Raw genomic sequence first — 20,428 nt, 5'->3', positions numbered from 1 at the left:
AGGTTCTAAGGTCATGTTTGACGATTTATTTGATTTTTCCAAGAAACGCACACTGAAGCAATCAGTCGGTTTCTTTATTTTCCATTCCACATTGGTGCTGGGCGTGATGGCAGCCTTCAGTCTTCTGGGTGTTTCTTAAAAGCATAAAGCTCAAAATGCATACCACAAACAGCCCGAAGCACATCAGCGCATTGTAATTCGCCATGGATAGGCCGATGATCGGATCTTGCCACGGAATTTCTGCGCAGTTCGCCGTTGGTGCGCTCAGGATGTTCTCTAAAATAGTCTGCGGTTCATCCCCCAGAGGCGGGACAGCGCAGCCCTCAAAGGCCGAAGCCCACCATTTCTGCTCCACGCCTGTATGGTAAGAGGCGATAATGCTGTTGACCAGAAAGGTCAGGCCGCTAAGGGCGATGATGACCCGCTGCACCGCAGGCTTCGATTTCATCGCCAGTCCAATAAGACCTAAAATGGCTACAGCCAGAAATGGAAAACGCTGGTAAACACAAAGAATGCAAGGCTCCAGCCCGAAATACACTTCTGCCGTCAGCGCCATCAACAAGGAAAATACCGAAACCCCGGTAATGCCAAGCAGGACAAGCACGCGGCAGGACAGCAATTTGCGAATAAACGAAACCATCATATTAATGATCTAATCGTTTCTTTGATTAAATCCAACCCTTCCGTACCTAAAAATATAAGAACATAAGCCAGCATAGCAACCCATATCAGGCCCAGAATCGCTCCGGTTAGCACCGCCAGCCCGTCGCGCATAATCACACCCAGCGCCATCAGGGCAATTCCCATCGCGGGCACCGTATTGGTCAGAGGCAACGGCACACAGATTGACAGCGCCATGACAAGCCCGGCCACCCCGATGAGGTTGCCAAACAAACCGTGCGTGATAAAGCCCAGCCGCGGGCGAACCAAAAGCTCGACTTTGGTGATGAAGGGCAGGCCAGCCGTAAGCATAGCCTCAAACCGTGCCCGGCTGATGGACTTATATTTCATCTTCTCCGGGATCCAGATCGAATGCCGTCCCAGCGCCTGCTGCGCTGTCAGGAACAACAGCGGCAGCGCGATAATCACATTCACGCCCAGCCCCGGCAACGGCAGCGCCGCGGGCAGTGCAAAGATAAACAGCAAAAATCCAAAACCGCGCTCGTGCAGGGCTTCGAGCAAGTCAAATGTACAAATTTTTTCTTCTGGTAAAGTTTTTTGAAGATCAATTAAAACTTTGGAGATTTTGCGCGGCTGTTCATTCATCCGAACAAAATAACGAAATTGGTATTGAAATAAAACCAATAAACGCTTATTGATAACCGCTATTCGATGTGGTGCGCCTCTGTGGCGGAACTGGTAGACGCGCGGGATTCAAAATCCCGTTTCCTTACGGAAGTGAGAGTTCGATTCTCTCCGGAGGCACCATTTTTATGAAAATTTATCCGAATGCGGCCTCTGCGGTTGCTAACCCAATTTCGCCAGCTCTAACGACACCATTTCCTAATAAGCTGGCGCTCGCGTGGGCACCTGCGGCCCACGTGCCTCCCTGCGCAACTACTAAAAAAGCCGGGCCAAGCACGGCCCCTGCGCCTATAGCGAGAGTCGTACCTTTTACTACACCAACAACTGAAGCCATATCAATTCTCCATACCTTGCCGTTTCTCGATTATGCATAACACTAACAAAAAATTAATAAAAACTCAATTATTAAAATTAAAGTATTGATATTAAAAAGTTATTCTGCTGCAATCTTGATATTTTTCTTCTCCAGAATCGGCTTGAGATACTGCCCTGTATAGCTTGCCTTCACATTGCAAATCTCCTCCGGCGTCCCTTCGGCCAAGATCCTGCCGCCCTTATGCCCGCCTTCCGGGCCGATATCGATAATATGATCGGCCGTTTTGATAACATCCAGATTATGCTCAATCACCACCACCGTATTACCCTTATCAACCAAGGAATGCAGCACTTCGAGTAATTTTCGTACATCCTCGAAATGCAAGCCCGTTGTCGGTTCATCGAGGATATACAGCGTCTTGCCTGTTGAGCGTTTCGACAGCTCTTTCGACAGTTTTACCCGCTGTGCCTCCCCGCCCGATAAAGTCGTGGCTTGTTGTCCCACCTTAATATAGGTGAGGCCAACATCTTTGAGTGTTTCCATCTTGTCGCGGATCGACGGAACCGCCTTAAAGAAATCGGCGGCTTCTTCGACTGTCATATCCAGTACATCGGCAATCGATTTATCTTTGTACTTAATCTCCAGCGTCTCGCGATTATAACGCCGACCGTGGCAAGTTTCGCATTCCACATACACATCGGGCAGGAAATGCATCTCAATCTTGATTACCCCGTCGCCTTTACATGCTTCGCATCGCCCGCCTTTGACGTTAAAGCTAAAGCGCCCCGGCCCGTACCCCCGCGCCTTGGCCTCGGGCAGGCCTGCATACCATTCGCGGATCGGCGTAAACGCGCCGGTATAGGTCGCAGGGTTAGAGCGTGGCGTGCGCCCAATTGGTGATTGGTCGATATCAATAACCTTGTCAACAAACGCCAGCCCCTTGATATCCTTACAGGGCAGGGGTTGTTCTTTGCTTTTCATCAATGTCCGGCTGGCCGCCCGGTAGAGCGTATCAATCGTAAAGGTCGATTTGCCTGAGCCCGATACGCCCGTTACGCAGGTAAAGGTGCCCAAAGGAATTTTTGCCGACACATTTTGCAGATTATTGCCGCTGGCCTCAATCACTTCAATGAATTGCCTGGCTTTGCCTTTGCGCCTTTGCGTCGGAACCACAATCTCTTTCGTCCCGTTCATGTATGCTGCCGTCATTGAGCGTCCGGATTTAAACACCTCTTCCGGCGGCCCTTCCGCCACCACACGGCCTCCATGCACACCCGCGCCGGGCCCCATGTCAATCAGGTGATCTGCGGCGCGGATCGCATCTTCATCATGCTCAACCACGATCACCGTATTGCCCATATCGCGCAGGCGCGTCAGCGTTTCCAGCAAACGGTTATTATCGCGCTGGTGCAGGCCGATGGACGGCTCGTCCAGGACATATAAAACACCCGTTAGCCCCGAACCAATCTGCGAGGCGAGGCGGATGCGCTGGCTTTCTCCACCCGAAAGCGTTCCGGAATTGCGCGACAGGTTGAGATAATCCAGTCCCACATTGCGCAGAAAATTCAGACGTTCATTAATTTCTTTCAGGATCTTTTCAGCAATTTGGTATTGTTGGGGGGTGAGGATTTCTTCATTCGTCATTGCGAGGTCTGCGTCAGCAGGCCGCGGCAATCCATTCTTTTGCTTTCTAGATTTCTTCGCTTCGCTCGCAATGACGGGATGAGAAAGACGTTCAAACCACTCGCCAGCCTCTTCAATGCTATAGGTTCCGACCTCGGAGATATTCTTCCCGTCAATCTTCACCGCCAGCGCTTCGGGCTTCAACCGGTGTCCCTCGCACGCCTCACACGGCGCGCTTGCCTGATACTTCGCCAGTTCTTCCCGTGCTGAATTCGAATCTGTTTCAATCATCCGCCGTTCTAAAGAGGGGATCACCCCCTCAAAGGGCTTGTTTGATTTCCACGTGCTCTCGGTCTTGGTGTTGTAAGTAATCGCAATCGGTTCATCACCGGACCCATACAGGATAATCTCCTGATATTTGCGAGGCAGTTTGTCCCACTTCTCCGCCGCGCTAAACCCGTAATGCGCAGCCACGCCTTCGAGCGCCTGCATATAAAACGGCGCAAAGCTCTTCGACCATGGCTCAATCGCGCCTTTCAACAAAGACTTCGAGCCATCCGGCACCACCAGAGCCTCATCCATATACATCCGCTTGCCCAGCCCGTCACAGGTTGGACAAGCTCCGTGCGGCGAGTTAAACGAAAACAGCCGCGGCTCAATTTCGGGGATCGTAAAACCCGAAACAGGGCAGGCATATTTCTCGGAAAACAGCTCTTGAGTTCCGTCTTCCGCATTCTCGACCAGAACCAGCCCGTCGGCCAGTCGCAGAGCCGTCTCCACAGAATCCGCCAGTCGGTTGCCCATATCTTCGCGCACGACCAATCGGTCCACCACCACCTCAATATCATGCTTGAGCTTTTTATCTAGCGTCGGCACATCGCCGATTTCATACAGCGTGCCGTCAACCTTCACGCGCTGAAAGCCCTTCGCCTGTAGCTCTTTAAATTCCTTGCGGTATTCGCCCTTGCGCCCACGCACGATGGGGGCTAGCAGATAGAGCTTTGTCCCATCGCCCATCGCCATGATGCGATCGACAATCTCGCTGACTGTTTGACTGGTGATTGGTTTGCCCGTTGCCGGAGAGTAGGGTACGCCCACGCGCGCCCACAGCAGGCGCATGTAATCGTAAATCTCCGTCACGGTTCCCACGGTTGAGCGCGGGTTGCGGCTCGTGGTTTTCTGCTCAATCGAAATCGCCGGAGACAGCCCTTCAATGCTATCGACATCCGGCTTTTGCATCAGTTCCAGAAATTGCCGCGCATAGGCGCTCAAAGACTCAACGTAACGCCGCTGGCCTTCCGCATAAATCGTGTCAAAGGCGAGAGAGGACTTCCCCGACCCCGACAACCCCGTAATGACAATCAACTTGTCACGCGGCATATCGACATTGATATCCTTTAAGTTATGTTCCCGCGCACCGCGGATAGAAATAGTTTTCAAGCTCATAATGCCTTATATGGGATAAGGCCGCGCAGAAGTCCAATACTTATTTGCAAAGTCACGCCCGGACGCTATAGTGGGCGCTTAAGATTTAATTGTTAGGAGTAAAAACGTGTCTGGTTCATTAAACAAAGTAACATTAATCGGTAATCTCGGCGCAGACCCCGAAGTGCGATCCATGCAAAGTGGTGACGAAGTTTGTAACCTCTCTATTGCTACATCCGAAACTTGGAAAGATAAAGCCTCTGGCGAGCGTAAAGAAAAAACCGAATGGCACCGCGTTGTGATCTTCTCTCCCGGTCTGGTCAATGTTTGTAAGAACTACCTAAAAAAAGGTTCTAAAATTTATCTGGAAGGCCAGCTTCAAACGCGCAGTTGGGAACAGGACGGCCAGAAAAAATACACCACCGAAGTGGTGTTGCGCGGCTATGATGCCAAGCTCGTGATGCTTGATGGACGCAGCGGTAACGATAATGCCGGATATAGCCAGGGCGGCGGGTTCTCCCAAGGCGCACCGACACAGGCTCAAGCCGCCGCTCCGGTCGATGAACTCGAAGACGAAATTCCGTTTTAGGGTATGCTTCGTTTAACGCTTTTCGTTAGTATTTTGATGTTCTGTGCGCCAGCTTTCGCACAGGGCGATGATTTTCCCCAGCGCCTGAAATTGGCAGAAAAAATGCTCGAAATTCGTCCGGCCAAACAGCAACTCGAAACCGCCATCAATGCATATCTTGAACGGGCCATGGCTGGCGCATCGGAAAATGACAAAGAAGTCGTGCGCTCTGCTCTGCTAAAAATCATGAACCCCAAGGCGCTGGAAAAAATCACCGTCGATTCCTACGCTGAAATTTTTACCCTGAAAGAACTTGAGGCCATGGTGGCCTATTATAACCAGCCTGAAGCGCGATCGGCCAGTGATAAACAAGAACAGCTCAATGCACGAATCGCGCCGGAAATCGTGCGTATGCTCGATCAGGCGCTTGTGAGATTTCGTACGGAAACCCAAAGCCCGTAGGGTTGCCCGTAAACCAAAGGATACTCGATCATGGATGCCATGCTGATTAGCTTTCTGGTGTTTTTTATCTTTTTCACAGGCGTCGGTCTGGCCTCATCCTTTTTTCGAAAAAATAATATCGAAGATTATTTCCTGGCTTCGCGCTCCATTCCTGCATGGCTGGTGGCTTTGTCCTACGGTGCAACGATCTCCAGCGGCGCAACCTTCATCGGCTTTGCCGGGCTGGCTTACAATTCCGGTCTCACAGCCGTATATGCGGTTGTCGGGCTAACGATCGGCGATCATTTGGGCTGGATTATCGCCGGCAACAAAATACGCCGCAAAGCAATTGAAACCAAAGCCCATACTTATCCGTCACTGGTTGGTAAATTGGCAGGGCGCGACTTCCAAATCGTCACTGTTATTACCGCTATGCTCACCGTGGTTTTTCTGGGGACCTATTGTAGCGCCCAACTTGTGGCCGGTGCCAAGATCGGCGAAGCACTTTTTGACTGGGACTACAACATCTTTGTTTTTGTCGGCGCGTTCGTGCTTCTGGCCTATTGCTGGGCAGGAGGCATTCGCGCCTCGATCTGGACCGATGCGGTGCAGGCGATCATCATCATACTTTCTCTCATGGTGCTGGTCTGGGTCGCAATGGAGCAGATCGGAGGTTTTGGAGAGCTTTACAGACAACTCAAAGCCATCGACCCGGCGCTGGTCAATCCGGCGCAAACCAAATTTATTTCCGTTTTTATAGGCTGGCTGGCCTTTGGTGTAGGGGTGCTGGGCCAACCCCAGTTGATGGTGCGCCATATGGTTGCGCGCTCCGATGAAGATTTGCTTACCGCCCGGCGCATCTATCTGAGCTGGCGCTGGAGCGTTTTAGCCCTGGCTACGCTGGTCGGCTTTATTGCTCGCGTTATGATTCCTGAAATCGAAGGCGGTTTTGACCCTGAATTATCGATTCCTGCTCTTTGGGAAGACCTTCTGCCGCCCGTTTTCGTCGGCTTCATGGTTGCGGGGCTGTTTTCTGCAACGATGTCTACAGCCGACTCGCTCTTGCTTTCCGCATCCTCGGCATTGACCCAGCATGTCTTTCCACAGCTCCGTAACTCCTACGCGCTGGCGCGTCTTGGCACAGTTGCGGTGATCTGCATGATCGTAGCGATCGCCCTGCTGGCCAGCCAAAATGTGCTCTCACTGGTGGTTTTGGCCTGGGGTGGAATGGCTTCAGCTGTAGCGCCTTTGGTCGTTTTGATACTGTTCGGAGAAAAACCGACCCAGCGTCTCGCCGTCACCATGATGGTCGCCGGATTTGGCGTGGCCGTGTACTGGCGTCACGGTCTTGGATTGCAGGCACAATTGATGGATTTAGTTCCTGGAATGATGACAGGTTTTGCTATCTTTGCGCTGTCATATTTGCTAGAAAAATATGTACGATCAGAACCACCTAAAAATAAGAGTTTATAAGGTTTATCCATGAGCGATTCCTCCGTTATTGAAGACGATCAAATTCCCACCATCTCCCTTGAAGAGGAAATGAAGCAATCTTACCTCGATTATGCCATGAGTGTGATCGTATCCCGCGCTTTGCCCGATGTGCGTGATGGATTGAAGCCCGTCCACCGGCGTATCCTCTACGCCATGCGCGAAGGAGGTTATACCTCCGATAAACCCTACAAAAAATCCGCCCGCGTCGTCGGGGATGTTATGGGTAAATATCACCCGCACGGCGATGCGGCTATTTATGATTCTATGGTCCGGATGGCCCAGCCTTGGTCCCTGCGTTTGCCGCTGATCGACGGGCAAGGGAATTTTGGCTCTATGGACGGCGATAGCCCTGCGGCGATGCGCTACACCGAAGCACGGATGGACAAAGCTGCCGAAGTCCTGCTGCAGGACATAGAAAAAGAAACCGTCGATTTTCGTCCCAACTACGATGAATCTCTTACCGAACCTAGCGTTTTACCTTCGCGCGTGCCAAACCTGCTCGTCAACGGGGCAGGAGGAATTGCCGTGGGGATGGCCACCAACATCCCGCCGCACAATCTTGGCGAGGTTATAGATGCTTGCGTAGCCATGGTTGATAACCCGAACATCACTACCGAAGAAATCAACGAAATCATCCCCGGCCCGGATTTTCCGACTGGCGCTAAAATTATGGGCAAAAACGGTATTTATAAAGCCTATCACACCGGCAACGGCTCGGTCGTCATGCGCTCAAAAACCTCGATTGAAGAAATTGGGAAGCGCGAAGCGATCATCGTTCATGAAATTCCGTATCAGGTCAACAAAGGCAAGCTGCTTGAGCGCCTCGGCGAAGTCGGTCGCGAAAAAATCGTCGAAGACATCGCTGAAATTCGCGATGAATCAGACCGCGAGGGCGTGCGCATTGTAATTGAGTTGAAAGTCGGCGTGATTGCCGATGTCGTGCTCAATCAGCTCTTTAAGCACACCGCCTTGCAAAGCAATTTCGCCTGCAACATGGTCGCGCTGCATAACGGCAAGCCGCAGATGATGTTAATCCGTGACATGATCAAGGCCTTCGTAAAGTTCCGCGAGGAAGTCATCACGCGCCGCACGATATACGAACTCGGTAAAGCCCGTGACCGCGCCCATATTTTGGCTGGGTTGGCCGTGGCTGTCGCCAATATCGATGAGGTCATCGCTCTGATCCGCGGCGCGCCGGACCCGACTACCGCCCGCGAAGGGCTGATGGCGAAAAGTTGGCCCGCCAAAGACGTTGCCCCGCTTATTGAGTTGATCGACGATCCTGAACACCCACTGAATGATGACGGCACTTATCAGATGTCCGAGGCGCAAGCCAAGGCTATTCTCGAGCTACGCCTGCACCGGTTAACAGGCCTCGAGCGTGATAAAATCGCTGCCGAGCTTAAGGAAATCACCGATAAAATCGCCGAATATCTCGAAATTCTCGCAGACCGCGAGCGTCTGCTCGAAGTGCTGGTCGAAGAGCTTAAAGAGATCAAGGATCGTTTCGATACCCCCCGCCGCACAGAGCTTTGCGAAGCCGAGTTCGAAATGGATATGGAAGATCTTATCCAGCGCGAAGATATGGTTGTCACCATTACGCATGAGGGCTATGTGAAGCGTGTACCGCTCGACACCTATCGCGCCCAGCGCCGCGGCGGCAAGGGCCGCGCCGGGATGAGTACGAAAGACGAGGACTTTGTCTCCGACCTGTTTGTCGCAAGCACCCACACGCCGATTCTGTTTTTCACTTCGCGCGGTATCGTGCACAAAATGAAGGTTTACCAATTACCGCTGGGCTCTCCGACATCCAAAGGCAAAGCGATCATCAACCTTCTGCCGCTTGAAAAAGATGAAAAGGTGAATGTTTATATGCGCATGCCAGAAGATGTTGATGTTATTGATGATCTCGACATCATGTTTGCCACCTCGCACGGATCGGTCCGACGCAACAAACTTACAGACTTCGCCAACATCCGCTCCAATGGCCTGATCGCCATGAAACTGGGCGAGGAGGAAAGCCTTGTTTCGGTCAAAATATGTACCGAGGATGAAGACGTGATGCTGGCCACCAAAATGGGCAAAGCCATCCGTTTCCCCGTCACCGATATTCGCGTCTTTGCCGGGCGCAATTCCACCGGCGTACGCGGGGTTAAGCTCGCCCAAAAAGGCGATGAGGTTATCTCCATGTCGATTCTCAAACACGTTGACATTACACCCGATGAGCGTAACGCCTACCTAAAAGCCGCCAGCCAGATCGTCGGCAGCGATGATGAAGACTTCGAATATGAGGAAACCACGCTGGAACTTTCCGAAGAGCGCTTCCGCGAGCTTCTGAAGAAAGAGCAAATCGTCCTCACCGTCTCCAATAAAGGTTTCGGCAAACGCACCTCTGCCTACGAATACCGCACCTCCGGGCGCGGCGGCCAAGGCGTGGCCAACATGTCTCTAACCAAGAAAAACGGTGGCGAAGTCGTCGCCACTTTCCCGGTAACCGATAGCCACCAGATCATGCTGGTCACCGATAAAGGCAAGCTGATCCGCACGCCGGTTGAAAATATCCGTGTGACGGGGCGCAGCGCCCAGGGTGTCACCATCTTCAAGGTCGGAGACGATGAAAACGTCGTCTCCGTCGCCTGGCTGGTCCAGGAAGATGATGATGAAGATGAGGATGAGCTTGAGGGCGAAGTTTTGCCGGAAGAGGGTGATGAAAAAACCGAAAGCGCCCAAACTCAGCCCCCTGCGGACGAAGCTGCCGAGAGCGATGACGCAGAATAACGGCAAATACCTCATCGGCGTATATCCCGGCACGTTTGACCCCGTGACCAAGGGGCATCTGCACCTGATCCGCCGCGCCTCGCGCATGGTGGACAAGCTCATCATCGGCGTTGCCGATAACGCCCGCAAAGGCCCGCTTTTCACCTATGAGGAGCGCGTTGAGATGGTTCGCACCGACATTGAGAACATGCAGGAAAAAGGCTGTGAGATTGAGGTCCGCTCCTTCAACAACCTGCTGGTCCATTTTGCCAGCGAAATGCAAGCAAACTGTATTTTCCGCGGCCTGCGCGCCGTATCAGACTTCGAATATGAATTCCAGCTCACCGGCATGAACGCCAAGCTCGACCCCGATATTGAAACCGTGTTCTTGATGGCCGCTGATAAATGGCAGTTCATTTCCGCCAGTTTTGTCAAGGAAATAGCCTCTTTGGGTGGCGACATCAACGAATTCGTCACACCTCAGGTTGCAAAGGCCATCTCCCGGAAATTTTCGAAACCCTCCCCAAAGAAAGCTTGACGTACGCCTTCTAAATCCATATGTTTCCACAATCTTTTGTAGCCCTAAGGGGTTAATTCGTGAGATCGCGTAGCTCAGCTGGTAGAGCAACTGACTTTTAATCAGTAGGTCCAGGGTTCGAATCCCTGCGCGATCACCACTCACAGCCACTTTACAGAAATTTGATTTTTGCCCCGGTACTATAAGCCTAAAAGGTACTATAGAATCTACCTTAGACGATCAGATCACCGTTGTTGAACATGGTTAGAGCGTCGTCGACCCCAACAGCACTACTGAATGATGCTATTTGTGTCCCCGCACCGAATGTACCGGTGCCGTTCACGTCAACGCGAACACCGGTTAATTCATCAACTGAGACATAATCTGCAACATTGCTTGCATCAACATTTATTCCACTTAAAATATCCGAAATGTCGAGAATATCTGCAGTGTTATCAAAATCGTGAATGGTATCAATATCTGAAAAAGCGCTGGCAGCTTCAAAGATAAACGTGTCAATCCCGCCAGACGCATAAAGGTCATCCGCACCGTAACCGCCATTGAGAGAATTAGCCGATGTATCTGTTCCAAAACTTGATGTTTCCCATTCAATCACGTAACCATTTAGGTTGGTGTTGTCGCCGAATATGTACCACTGGCCGTTATAATTTTGTCCCAAAAATACAACGTGGTCGTTGGCATTTGTATTGCTTGTCGGTGAGTTCTGATACCAGTTCTCGTAGTTGCCGATATCATTCCAGAACTGCGTTCCCGCATCTGGGCCAGTTGTCCAGACAAAGGTACCTTCTGTCGCCGCATCCGAGCCATCGATCCAGACAAAATTTGCGCCAACAATACCGTTTATAAAGCTATTTTCTTCTGCTGATGTAATCGTTGCTAGATGGCCGGCTATGCCGTTAATTGTGGTTGAAGATGCACCTGCGAGCGCATTCGCGTAATTAAATGAACCAGAGACAAACTGATAAAAGTTTCCGGTTTCTTCTGAATATGTCACGCCAGGATTTGCCGTTAAAATGGCTTGAATTTCCGCGTCGGACAGGCCATCTGCGTAGAGTTTGTCATTACCAGCGCCGCCTTCGAGAATATCTGCACCTGTCCCACCGACGAGAATATCACGGCCCATCGACCCATAAAGTTGATCGTCACCGGCGCCGCCATTGAGATAGTTTGTTTCATTACGGCTGTCAAATCCGACAATTATTTCCTGAATAACATCGCTGCCTTCCCACTCAATAAGGTAGTTTGTGGCATAGGTGCCTGTGTAAGCATACCACGTACCGCTATATGTTGTTCCAAGGAAAATCACGTTATCATTGGCATTTGAGTTAGTTGTTGGCGATCCTTGATAAAAGTTGGTGTAGTTGCCGATATCATTCCAGAACTGCGTTCCCGCATCTGGGCCAGCTGTCCAGACAAAGGTGCCTTCGGTTACAGAATCCGTTCCGTCCATCCAGGCAAAATTTGTTCCCGTCAGGTTTTCTATGAAAGTGTTTTCGGCAACAGTTGTAATGGTTACTAAATGACCGGAAATGCCCTCAAGCGTTGCGGCAGCGGCAGTGGCAGCGGCAGTTGTATAGTTCGCGCTTGCCGTCACAAACTGATAGAAGTTTCCGGTTTCAGAGCTGTAAACGACGCCGGGATTATTAGCGACGACCGTGGCCGGATCTGTACTTGGCGTGATGGAGCCGGAAAGTGATGCATGCAATATATCGTTACCGTCACCACCATTTAGCGTGTCGTTTCCTTCACCGCCGTAGATGTTATCATTTCCCTCATCTCCGCTGAGTGTATCATTGCCAGCTTCGCCAATAATGATATCGTTACCAGCAAGCGCGCTGATTGTATCTTCCCCAGATGTTCCCGTGAGTACATCATCTCCTGGGGTCGGTGTATTGCTGCTACCGCCGCCTGAAGCTGTTAGAACTGATCCGTTATAAATCAATCCAAGTTGTATATAAGCTGTCGTTCCGCCATCATTGAACTGAGCATAATCGATGCCATCAATGTTAACGTCTGCACCGCGGGTTTCAGAGCCAGTCAGGGTAAAATTGACTTGGTCCAGACCAACGTCCCCGGTGATTGTCATGTTTCCTGTATCTGAACTGGCCGCAATCTGCGCCATGCTGATCTGAAGGTTATTTGCTGCAGCAATGCCGTTCGTGTTGGCCATATTGACGGCTTCCATATTGGAAATCAGGCCGCTGGCGAAATCTATGGTTACTGTGTCATAACCTGCAACTAAAATAGTGTCTATATCTGCGCCGCCATCCAGCGTGTCCACTCCGTCATAGACCAAGGTGTCGTTTCCATTATTCCCTTGAAGAATGTCGATGCCTTCGCGTCCAAAGAGGTGATCATCGCCATCGCCGCCACGTAAATCATCATTACCCGCCTGACCGTAGAGCTTGTCATTTCCACCCTGGCCATAGAGAATATCGTCTCCATCTTCACCAGCGAGTACATCATCGCCATCGCCGCCACGCAATTGATCGTTGCCGGCGCCGCCTTTCAAACGATCATTTCCGTCATCCCCGCGCAGATCGTCATTTCCATCGCCGCCGTAAAGGTTATCGTCTCCGGTTCCGCCCTTTAGATAGTCATCACCGGCGTCCCCGCGAAGAATATCGTTCTGACCATTGCCGTAAATTGTATCGTTACCGTCACCGCCTTCGATAATGTCGTCGCCGCCACGCCCATAAATAGTATCGTCATCCGCTTCACCGTATATACGATCCGAACCAGCCCCTCCATCAATATTATCGTTCCCATCCCCGCCAAAGATCGTGTCTGATCCACCATTGCCCAAAATAATGTCATTACCGGCATCTCCGTATATACGATCCGAACCAGCCCCTCCGTCCATCGTGTCTATGCCGTCCCCTCCATAGAGCGTATCGTTCTGATCTCCGCCATTAATAATGTCATCACCCTCTTCACCATACAGAATATCGGCTTCGGTGCCGCCATCTATAATATCATTGCCCAAGCCGCCATATATGTAGTCCTGGCCGGCATCGCCATTGAGGATATCGTCTCCATCATTGCCTTCAATGCGGTCATTATCATCACCGCCACTGATTGTATCGATACCAAGACCACCATAGATGGTATCCAGTCCAGCGCCGCCATTTATATTGTCATCACCAGCATCACCCCAGATCCTGTCATTTCCGCCATCGCCGGCAATAATGTCATTATCATCGCCACCTTCGATAATGTCGTCCCCTTCACCCCCGGAAAGGTTATCCATACCGGCTTCGCCATAAATGAAGTCTTTGTCATCGCCACCAAAGATAGTGTCATTGCCATCCCCTCCATAAAGCTTATCCATACCGGCTTCGCCATAAATTACATCATCGTCGTGGAAGCCATTGATGAGGTCATTACCTGCACCACCATTCAGCGTGTCGTTTCCTTCATTGCCGTAGAGAACGTCATCGCCAAGCCCTCCATACAAGATGTCATTACCAAGCTGGCCACGCAGTTCGTCATTTCCATCGCCGCCGACTAAAACGTCATGGCCATCCGCACCAACCAAAAGATCGTTGCCGGCGCCACCAAACATGAAATCATTACCATTCCTGCCGTTCGCGATATCATTACCACCCCCCATATTCATGACATCATTTACAGTATGGCTGCCGTTTTGCGTATCATCCGCCCCTGTTCCGGTGTAAGTCGAAGTTCCAAAATAAGATAAAAGCGGTTCGGTTTGCCCAAATAACCAATCCGTATTGGTTGTATCAAAATCCATGCTTTCCAGCGTTGTTAGAAGGTCAACCGGTGTGCCATCATTTACATTCAGCGTATTATTACGAATATTCTGACCGTTGACCGCAACGGCTTCCAAAACGAGGTATCTCCCGGTTTCACCAGAGGCATCATTAATTTGTACAGTGATATCTGAAGGAGATAGTCCGACATAATCGATATATAGCGTTCGGGTGGTGCTACCGCTGCCCTCAAGTTCGGTTTCAATAAAGGACGCAGAAACAACACCGTTCACCAAAACTTCTATGTTTGGCGCATCGGCACTAAAAAACACACTTGTTGTTAATGTTAAAAAAAAGCCTGCCACAACCCAGCCTCAATTATTAGTTCAGTTTTCAGGATAACAAATTTCAATTAAAAACATCTTAGATTTAGATAAAATTTTATCCATTTAACGCACTGAAAATAAATAGAAAATTTAAAACATTGCAGAACATTAGAAAATGTTAACTTTAAAAGCACAAATAAAGCCCAATCGGGCTAATAAATGCCATATGCAACGCTCTAATTTTTAGCGACATGCTCCCTGAAAATTGCAAAAGACATCCCTAGAAACAGTGAAATGAAAGCGCTTAACAGTAAAAATAGGGGGCTGTTGGGAAAAGATGGGTGCGTTGGAACGCTCGCATCTGAAATCACCTGTACGCCGGATCCCGGAAGCATATCTTGCCAGGCAATATTCTTGTATGTCTCTAAAAATGTTCTAAGGGCAAGTTCCGCTGAATCCGCTTCTCGTTCCAACTCACGCAGAATCATCAATGTATCAGCATTATTTGAAATATTTTTTATATTACTACGAATTTGTCGTTCTAGATCTTTCGCTTTAGCATCGGCAATTTTTATTTCTGTATTCAGGGCGTTTTTTATCTCCTGAACTTCGCTCCTCAAAGACTTCTGTATAGTATCAATCTCTGATTTCTTCTTTTTGATAACCGGATGTTTAGGGCCATATCGGTTAGAAAGATCAGAAATCTCGGTTTTTAGGCGCAGTTCTTCAAGGCGCAAATTTTTAAGAATTCCAAAATTCACATCATTTGACGTTAATGCTTCTATATTTTCAAAGTCATCTGGTTTATTCAGTTGTTGTAAGGTCACTGCAACTTCAGATTTTTTGAGTTGGGCCGCCGTCAGCTGTTCATTTAATTTATTCAAATGGTTGGTTGAAATAATATCCGTTTGGTCTTCGGTCAGTTCATGTTCAATTTTGTATTTCTGCATCTTTCTATCGGTCTCAAGTGCCTGTTCACGCAAATTGTGTAGACGTTCATCAAACCACTCCGACAACCTTTGTTGTAGCCGGGTCTGCTCACTGATTTTTTGATTAGTGTAAATATCAACGATTGCGTTAGTAATGATTGCTGATTTATAAGGGTTTTCGGAAGTAAAGTTGATTTGTACGGCTGTCGACCCCGGGATCGAAACGACACGCAGGCGCTCAAGAAATTTATTGATAGTCATAGAAACCTTGGCATCAAGAGTTTCCGGTGGAAGAGATTCAAAAGTTGTACCGTCTACTAACAACGCCTTGAAATTCTGATCATTCTGTGGCACATGCGTATGATTAGAAAGTTCAGGGTCATCAATTAACCCTAAACGCTTAACGACTTGGGAAACCATGTTCCGGGATTTTATGATCTCAATTTCGGTTAAAACAAAATCAGTATTCAAAGATTTGGACTTAATTAACTGAGAGAGATCTTTTATAGCCAGTTTTCCAGCATTATTCTGGATCAAAATCACTGCCTGTGATGTATATAAAGGCTTCATATAAGATAATGATACAAAAGTAACCGTCACCCCAAGGATCAAAAAAAATAAAATTGAGATTTTTCGTCGCCACATAACACGAAACAACGTCGACAAATCGAGATCAGAACCGGCATAATTGCCCGGTTCTTTTGATCGATAGTAATTTTGCGTTGTCTCTGCCATTTGATTGCTAAAATAATTTCTCGGGGATCGTGATAACGTCTCCCGGTTGCACCTCATCTTCTAAGATTTGTTGGTGGTAAACCGGTTCTCCGTATGAGTCATAACGTAAAACTTTTGCGACTTTACGGTTTGCCCTATACGTAAAGCCCCCCGCAATTGCCGCAGCTTTCAGAACATTCATTCCTGCGACATAATCGTATTTGCCTGGGCTTTTAACTTCGCCCAAAATGTAAAATGGTCGAAAATTAGAAACTTCAACCGAAATGCTGGGATCAACGAGATATCCGTCAGCATAAAGGTTTTTAATAATTTCCTGAGCCTGACGGATATTACATCCGCCCAAAAGAACGTCACCGATAAGAGGCATAGATATATGCCCTGTCGTATCAAGAGTATAATTGCCAGATAGCTCCGTTTCTCCGTAAACTAGGATATCCAGACGATCTTCAGCTCCTAAGCGATACGCATCATTTTTTTCCTTTTCGTGGCAGCTATCGTTAAAGGTTTTTTTGGGTTCAATCGCGATGGGATTTGCGATCGCATCAACTTTTTCTGTTGCCATCGGTTGGTTTTGCTCATGGCGTTCATTGCTCAGGGAACTATTTTGAGTTTGTATATCAGCTAATGTCCCACGGGCACACCCCGCCAAGATTGCAAGGCACAGCACAGCGGACACTACTATAAGCTTCGTGTTGTACATAAACCACCTGATATTTAGTTAAAAAACTCGGACCCATGGAAGAAATTCAACCTTTCTAACAATACAATAAATCACCATGTGTTCACAAGGAAAGGATTGCATTGATTTATCTGGGTTTTTTCTTTCTACATTATTGCGCTTTTTCTCTGGCAAATTTTGCAAAAGCACCCCAGAACCCTTGCCGTCTGGGTACAAGAATATCGTTCGTATAGTCAAGGCTGGCAATATAGTTATTCAGTCCTGCTTCGTACTGAAATTTAGGATTGTCAAGCATCTTGAGGATTAAGCGGGCCAGATTATCAACATCTCCGGGTTTGATTAACCACTCTTCTTTTATTAGTTCTGGAATTCCGCCAGCAGTAGACGCAATAATCGGACAAGCCGTACTCATTGCCTCGATGGTTGCGCGCGGAATCCCTTCCTGAAACGATGGTTGTAAATAGAGATCGACTTTCCTTAACCACTTCATGACGCCTTCACCGCTTTTAATCATGCCGTCAAAACGAATTCGTTCACTAATTCCTAGCGCGTGTGCCAAGGCCATATGAGGTTCTGGGTCACCCGGGCCAAGATGATGAAATATAAAACATCCCGGTTTTTCTTCTTCAACTTTGGCTAGCGCGCGCAAAGTCAGATCAACACCCTTAATCCGGTTATCGAGGTTGCCGATAAGACCAATGGTGTAAGGAGCTGTCATTTCGTCTTGTTTGACTTTTATGGCCTTCAGTCGTTGATCTACATATTGTTCGTCAGGTTTGTCGATCCTCACATTTGATATATGGGCGACCTCACCATTCGTCGGATAACGCCGTTGTAAAAACACATAACTCACATACATGACGAAATCGGCATGTCGAGCAATGATGCGGTCATGCAAATAACGGATAGGCGCATATATTTTGCCAAGCTTATTGCCGTGATTCCACGTGCTATCCCATGCGCAGGCTGCCATTTCAAGGGCAATCGGCTTATTCATACGCAGTGCGTGTTTAAACGCCAGCCAGCCCATATCGCTGACGGCTCGAATGATAACGGCATCCGCATCTGCAACAATCCGTTCAAGGCGTTTATTTACGCGTCTTGCATATTTTAACCGTCCTACTGGAGTATTGATATTGGGAAATAGCGCGAATGAGACACGTGGCCCGCTACTGATATTTAATTGATCAATTTTATCATGCAGTCCTGCGCCACGACCGATTACCACCAGATGATCAAAATTATCTAAAAAAATTTTCCAGTATTCGTAAGGAAACTGACCAGGCGAATAAACGGTGCCACTTTCACACTGTTGATAGATGTTGTCGTGGCAATATAGTACTCTCATTGTACGGTATAATTTTTTATGCTGCACGTTGGAATTAAGACTGATATGGTTTGATCAAACCACAGACTATATTACTCTCTTATGATAAAACAGCCTAAGATTATTTTTCATCACGTCCCCAAATGTGGCGGAACAGCAATCATAACGGGGCTAGCGATTACATATTACCCCTTAAGGTTGCTGCGGTATGGGCGTGAAGGTTTTTCTGGCGCACTTAATGCGAGAGCTGCTTCCTATTCGGCTGAAATGCATAACGAATGTCAGTACGCTTTCCGACGAAAATTGTTGAGTTATTATGCGGAAAAAGGAGATTCTCCGCTTATATGCGGCCATTATCCTTTTAATCATGATTTTCATGCCGCCCATAAGGATGAGTGGACCTTTGTCACCTTGCTGCGAGATCCGTTGCAGCGCTGGTATTCGGAGTATTTTTGGAATCGTCACAAAGATCACGAATATCGTAAAACCGATTTGTCTATCGAAGAGTATCTAGAAAGCCGTAACGGTATGATGAACGCACGCTCTTTTGTAAACTTTTTTTCTCGTTCTGAAGATATGTATGAAACGCCCAGATCACAGGATGTTAAGCAGGCGATTGAAACGCTTGAGCAAATAGATGTGGTTGGGTGTTTGGAAAATATAGACAATTTTAAAGCCCGCATGCAGGCCAAACTGGGAAGAACACCAATCTTTTTTAAGCGTAATAAAAGCCCTGCATCCCAAGAGCAGAAAAAGGTTCCTGATAAAAATAGCGACTTTCATAAAGCGTTGTTAGAGCGTTTGCAGGGTGATATTGAAATCTATGAAAAAACAAAAGAACGGCTTGGTTTATAACGCTGTTTTTATTCTTAAAAACACAACGCTTTGGTCCATATCCAACCCCGGAACAGAACTATCTTTTGTCAAATATTGATAGCCTGCTCCCAGTTGTAAATGCGGCCCAATGATTTTTAAAAGCTCAAAATGACTATCCAGTGTTTTATCCTGACGGTTTGTATCCATGAATTCATCATATCCGTAGTGCGCAGCCAAGCGAGCAAAAAGATTTTGTCGTAACTCGTGATCTATCCCTAATCCAAAAGCCGTTTCTGTCAGTTGTTGAATTAATAAATTATCTTCTGTTGTCTCACGGCGTGCATCAAATCGAAGGCGGGTTTTAGGAATCGGGTCCCAGTATATCTCAGCATCCAGCAATACATCACCGGTATTGCCAACGGTTGCATCATCATAAGAACGTCGGTCTATACCCGCACCGATAAACCCGGCGATCAACCCCTTAAAATTGAAATCCGCGCCCGCGAGAATTCGCAGCGAGTCATTGTTTCGGCTCACCGCACCGGGCGTTTCATTAATATAATTTTCCTTTGTATAGGATGTCTGCACGAAAGGAGAAAGGCCGGTTTTCAAATCGTAGGAGACCTTACCGGTTGCCTGTGTGATATTCACATCGCGGTTATCACGGATTAAAAACCCGCCGTTGATTAACTCTTCATTGCCTAGGCGAACCTGACTATAATCGCCTAAAAGGCTAAGCATTAAGCGATTAGGTTTGTATATAAAACCGCTTTCGGCCCTCCATCGCTTAACATTCAGGGGAGTTTTTACAATCTGGTCGGCGTTGGAGCGGCGCTGATAGGCGCGCCGCAAATGTCCATCCCGGTAAAGCAGTTTAATCGGGATGTTCAGGCCTTGTCGCGCTTCCAGATCAGCATTGAACGCGACATTGTAATTCTCGACATTATCTTGTGAACGATCCCAGTGCTGAAGAATTTCACTGTTCATCAACAATGAAAAATCATGGCGCCCTAGACTTTTCCAGATTTCAAGTTCCGGTTTCAATACCGTGATGAAATCACTTTGCGTGTTGTTCTCCGTTGCCAAAAGATTGTCGGTATAGCGTTGTTCTAACGTCAAATTTGGCCACAGACGAAAACCGTTAAAAACAATAGGTTCGCCTTGATAGGTAAACGGATCTGCCAGTGCGCTGCTGAGATCCGGTGAAGGTTCTGCGTGAAAAGCAAATGGTTCTGATTCCAGAGATTCTTGCGCAAAAACTGTCAATGGTGTTATGCCCAATACACATACGGTCGATATCCATGTGAATATCAACATAAAACAAGATTGCTTTGAGATGCCAAACATCATGATCTATACGCATTATTCAGAAACAAGCCAGCTAGAACAGCCAGTATAAGAACTCTCAATAGTATAGAGAATTCTATACTTACAAT

15 protein-coding genes, 2 tRNA genes and 4 pseudogenes are annotated in these 20,428 nt (G+C 48.3%); 8 read left to right on the top strand and 13 right to left on the bottom strand.

The genetic code is table 11. The annotated features are described in order from the left end of the window. Positions 1 to 61 precede the first annotated feature (61 nt). A complete protein-coding gene (locus H6859_05325; protein USO06581.1) occupies positions 62 to 643 on the bottom strand; it encodes a disulfide bond formation protein B in 582 nt (193 codons plus the stop codon). Then, positions 640 to 1,266 (bottom strand): exopolysaccharide biosynthesis protein, encoded by a 627-nt coding sequence (locus H6859_05320; GenBank protein USO06580.1) that lies wholly within the window; start codon positions 1,264 to 1,266, stop codon positions 640 to 642. Before H6859_05320 ends, H6859_05325 begins: the two co-directional genes overlap by 4 nt. Positions 1,267 to 1,341: 75 nt before the next feature. Here H6859_05320 and H6859_05315 point away from each other — a divergent pair. Then, positions 1,342 to 1,428: transfer RNA gene (locus H6859_05315), tRNA-Leu, on the top strand. Between the two features lie 13 nt (positions 1,429 to 1,441). Here H6859_05315 and H6859_05310 read toward each other — a convergent pair. Next, positions 1,442 to 1,639 carry a hypothetical protein gene (locus H6859_05310; protein USO06579.1) on the bottom strand — a complete coding sequence of 66 codons (198 nt, stop codon included), beginning with the start codon at positions 1,637 to 1,639 and terminating at the stop codon, positions 1,442 to 1,444. A 99-nt stretch (positions 1,640 to 1,738) separates the two neighbouring features. Beyond that, positions 1,739 to 4,690: an excinuclease ABC subunit UvrA gene (gene uvrA, locus H6859_05305; GenBank protein USO06578.1), complete on the bottom strand. Its 2,952-nt coding sequence runs from the start codon at positions 4,688 to 4,690 to the stop codon at positions 1,739 to 1,741. A gap of 106 nt (positions 4,691 to 4,796) precedes the next feature. Here uvrA and ssb point away from each other — a divergent pair, with 106 nt between their 5' ends. The 6 genes from ssb to H6859_05275 all read left to right on the top strand — a co-directional run bounded on the left by ssb (position 4,797) and on the right by H6859_05275 (position 10,606). Then, positions 4,797 to 5,258 (top strand): single-stranded DNA-binding protein, encoded by a 462-nt coding sequence (ssb, locus tag H6859_05300; protein USO06577.1) that lies wholly within the window; start codon positions 4,797 to 4,799, stop codon positions 5,256 to 5,258. Positions 5,259 to 5,261: 3 nt separating this feature from the next. Beyond that, a complete protein-coding gene (locus tag H6859_05295) occupies positions 5,262 to 5,699 on the top strand; it encodes a hypothetical protein (protein USO06576.1) in 438 nt (145 codons plus the stop codon). Between the two features lie 30 nt (positions 5,700 to 5,729). Continuing rightward, positions 5,730 to 7,151, top strand: coding sequence for a sodium/proline symporter (locus H6859_05290; protein ID USO06575.1), 1,422 nt, complete (start codon positions 5,730 to 5,732; stop codon positions 7,149 to 7,151). Between the two features lie 9 nt (positions 7,152 to 7,160). Continuing rightward, a complete protein-coding gene (gene gyrA / locus H6859_05285) occupies positions 7,161 to 9,950 on the top strand; it encodes a DNA gyrase subunit A (GenBank protein USO06574.1) in 2,790 nt (929 codons plus the stop codon). Beyond that, entirely contained in the window at positions 9,937 to 10,467 is a 531-nt protein-coding gene (coaD, locus tag H6859_05280) for a pantetheine-phosphate adenylyltransferase (protein USO06703.1), read from the top strand. The genes gyrA and coaD overlap by 14 nt, the downstream gene beginning before the upstream one ends. A 63-nt stretch (positions 10,468 to 10,530) precedes the next feature. Beyond that, positions 10,531 to 10,606: transfer RNA gene (locus H6859_05275), tRNA-Lys, on the top strand. A gap of 72 nt (positions 10,607 to 10,678) precedes the next feature. Here H6859_05275 and H6859_05270 read toward each other — a convergent pair. The 8 genes and pseudogenes from H6859_05270 to H6859_05235 all read right to left on the bottom strand — a co-directional run bounded on the left by H6859_05270 (position 10,679) and on the right by H6859_05235 (position 18,197). Continuing rightward, a complete protein-coding gene (locus tag H6859_05270) occupies positions 10,679 to 11,197 on the bottom strand; it encodes a type I secretion C-terminal target domain-containing protein (protein ID USO06702.1) in 519 nt (172 codons plus the stop codon). A gap of 327 nt (positions 11,198 to 11,524) precedes the next feature. Then, positions 11,525 to 11,917 (bottom strand): annotated as a pseudogene (locus tag H6859_05265) (hypothetical protein). A gap of 252 nt (positions 11,918 to 12,169) precedes the next feature. Beyond that, positions 12,170 to 12,652, bottom strand: a pseudogene (locus H6859_05260) (hypothetical protein). A gap of 102 nt (positions 12,653 to 12,754) precedes the next feature. Then, positions 12,755 to 12,901 (bottom strand): annotated as a pseudogene (locus H6859_05255) (hypothetical protein). Positions 12,902 to 12,949: 48 nt separating this feature from the next. Further along, positions 12,950 to 14,221: pseudogene (locus H6859_05250) on the bottom strand (calcium-binding protein). Positions 14,222 to 14,742: 521 nt separating this feature from the next. Next, entirely contained in the window at positions 14,743 to 16,170 is a 1,428-nt protein-coding gene (locus H6859_05245; protein ID USO06573.1) for a GumC family protein, read from the bottom strand. A gap of 7 nt (positions 16,171 to 16,177) precedes the next feature. Further along, positions 16,178 to 16,846, bottom strand: coding sequence for a polysaccharide export protein (locus H6859_05240; GenBank protein ID USO06572.1), 669 nt, complete (start codon positions 16,844 to 16,846; stop codon positions 16,178 to 16,180). A gap of 154 nt (positions 16,847 to 17,000) precedes the next feature. Then, entirely contained in the window at positions 17,001 to 18,197 is a 1,197-nt protein-coding gene (locus H6859_05235) for a glycosyltransferase family 4 protein (GenBank protein USO06571.1), read from the bottom strand. Positions 18,198 to 18,278: 81 nt separating this feature from the next. Here H6859_05235 and H6859_05230 point away from each other — a divergent pair, with 81 nt between their 5' ends. Further along, positions 18,279 to 19,031 carry a sulfotransferase family 2 domain-containing protein gene (locus tag H6859_05230; GenBank protein ID USO06570.1) on the top strand — a complete coding sequence of 251 codons (753 nt, stop codon included), beginning with the start codon at positions 18,279 to 18,281 and terminating at the stop codon, positions 19,029 to 19,031. On the opposite strand, the gene H6859_05225 is transcribed toward H6859_05230, so the two are convergent. Further along, entirely contained in the window at positions 19,026 to 20,258 is a 1,233-nt protein-coding gene (locus H6859_05225; protein ID USO06569.1) for an outer membrane beta-barrel protein, read from the bottom strand. The genes H6859_05230 and H6859_05225 overlap by 6 nt on opposite strands. Positions 20,259 to 20,428: the final 170 nt, after the last annotated feature.

The organism is Rhodospirillales bacterium, assembly GCA_023898785.1.
GTDB lineage: Bacteria > Pseudomonadota > Alphaproteobacteria > Micavibrionales > Micavibrionaceae > TMED27.
The sequence above is the reverse complement of the archived record's forward strand: the minus strand, read 5'-3'. Positions and strand labels throughout refer to the sequence as shown.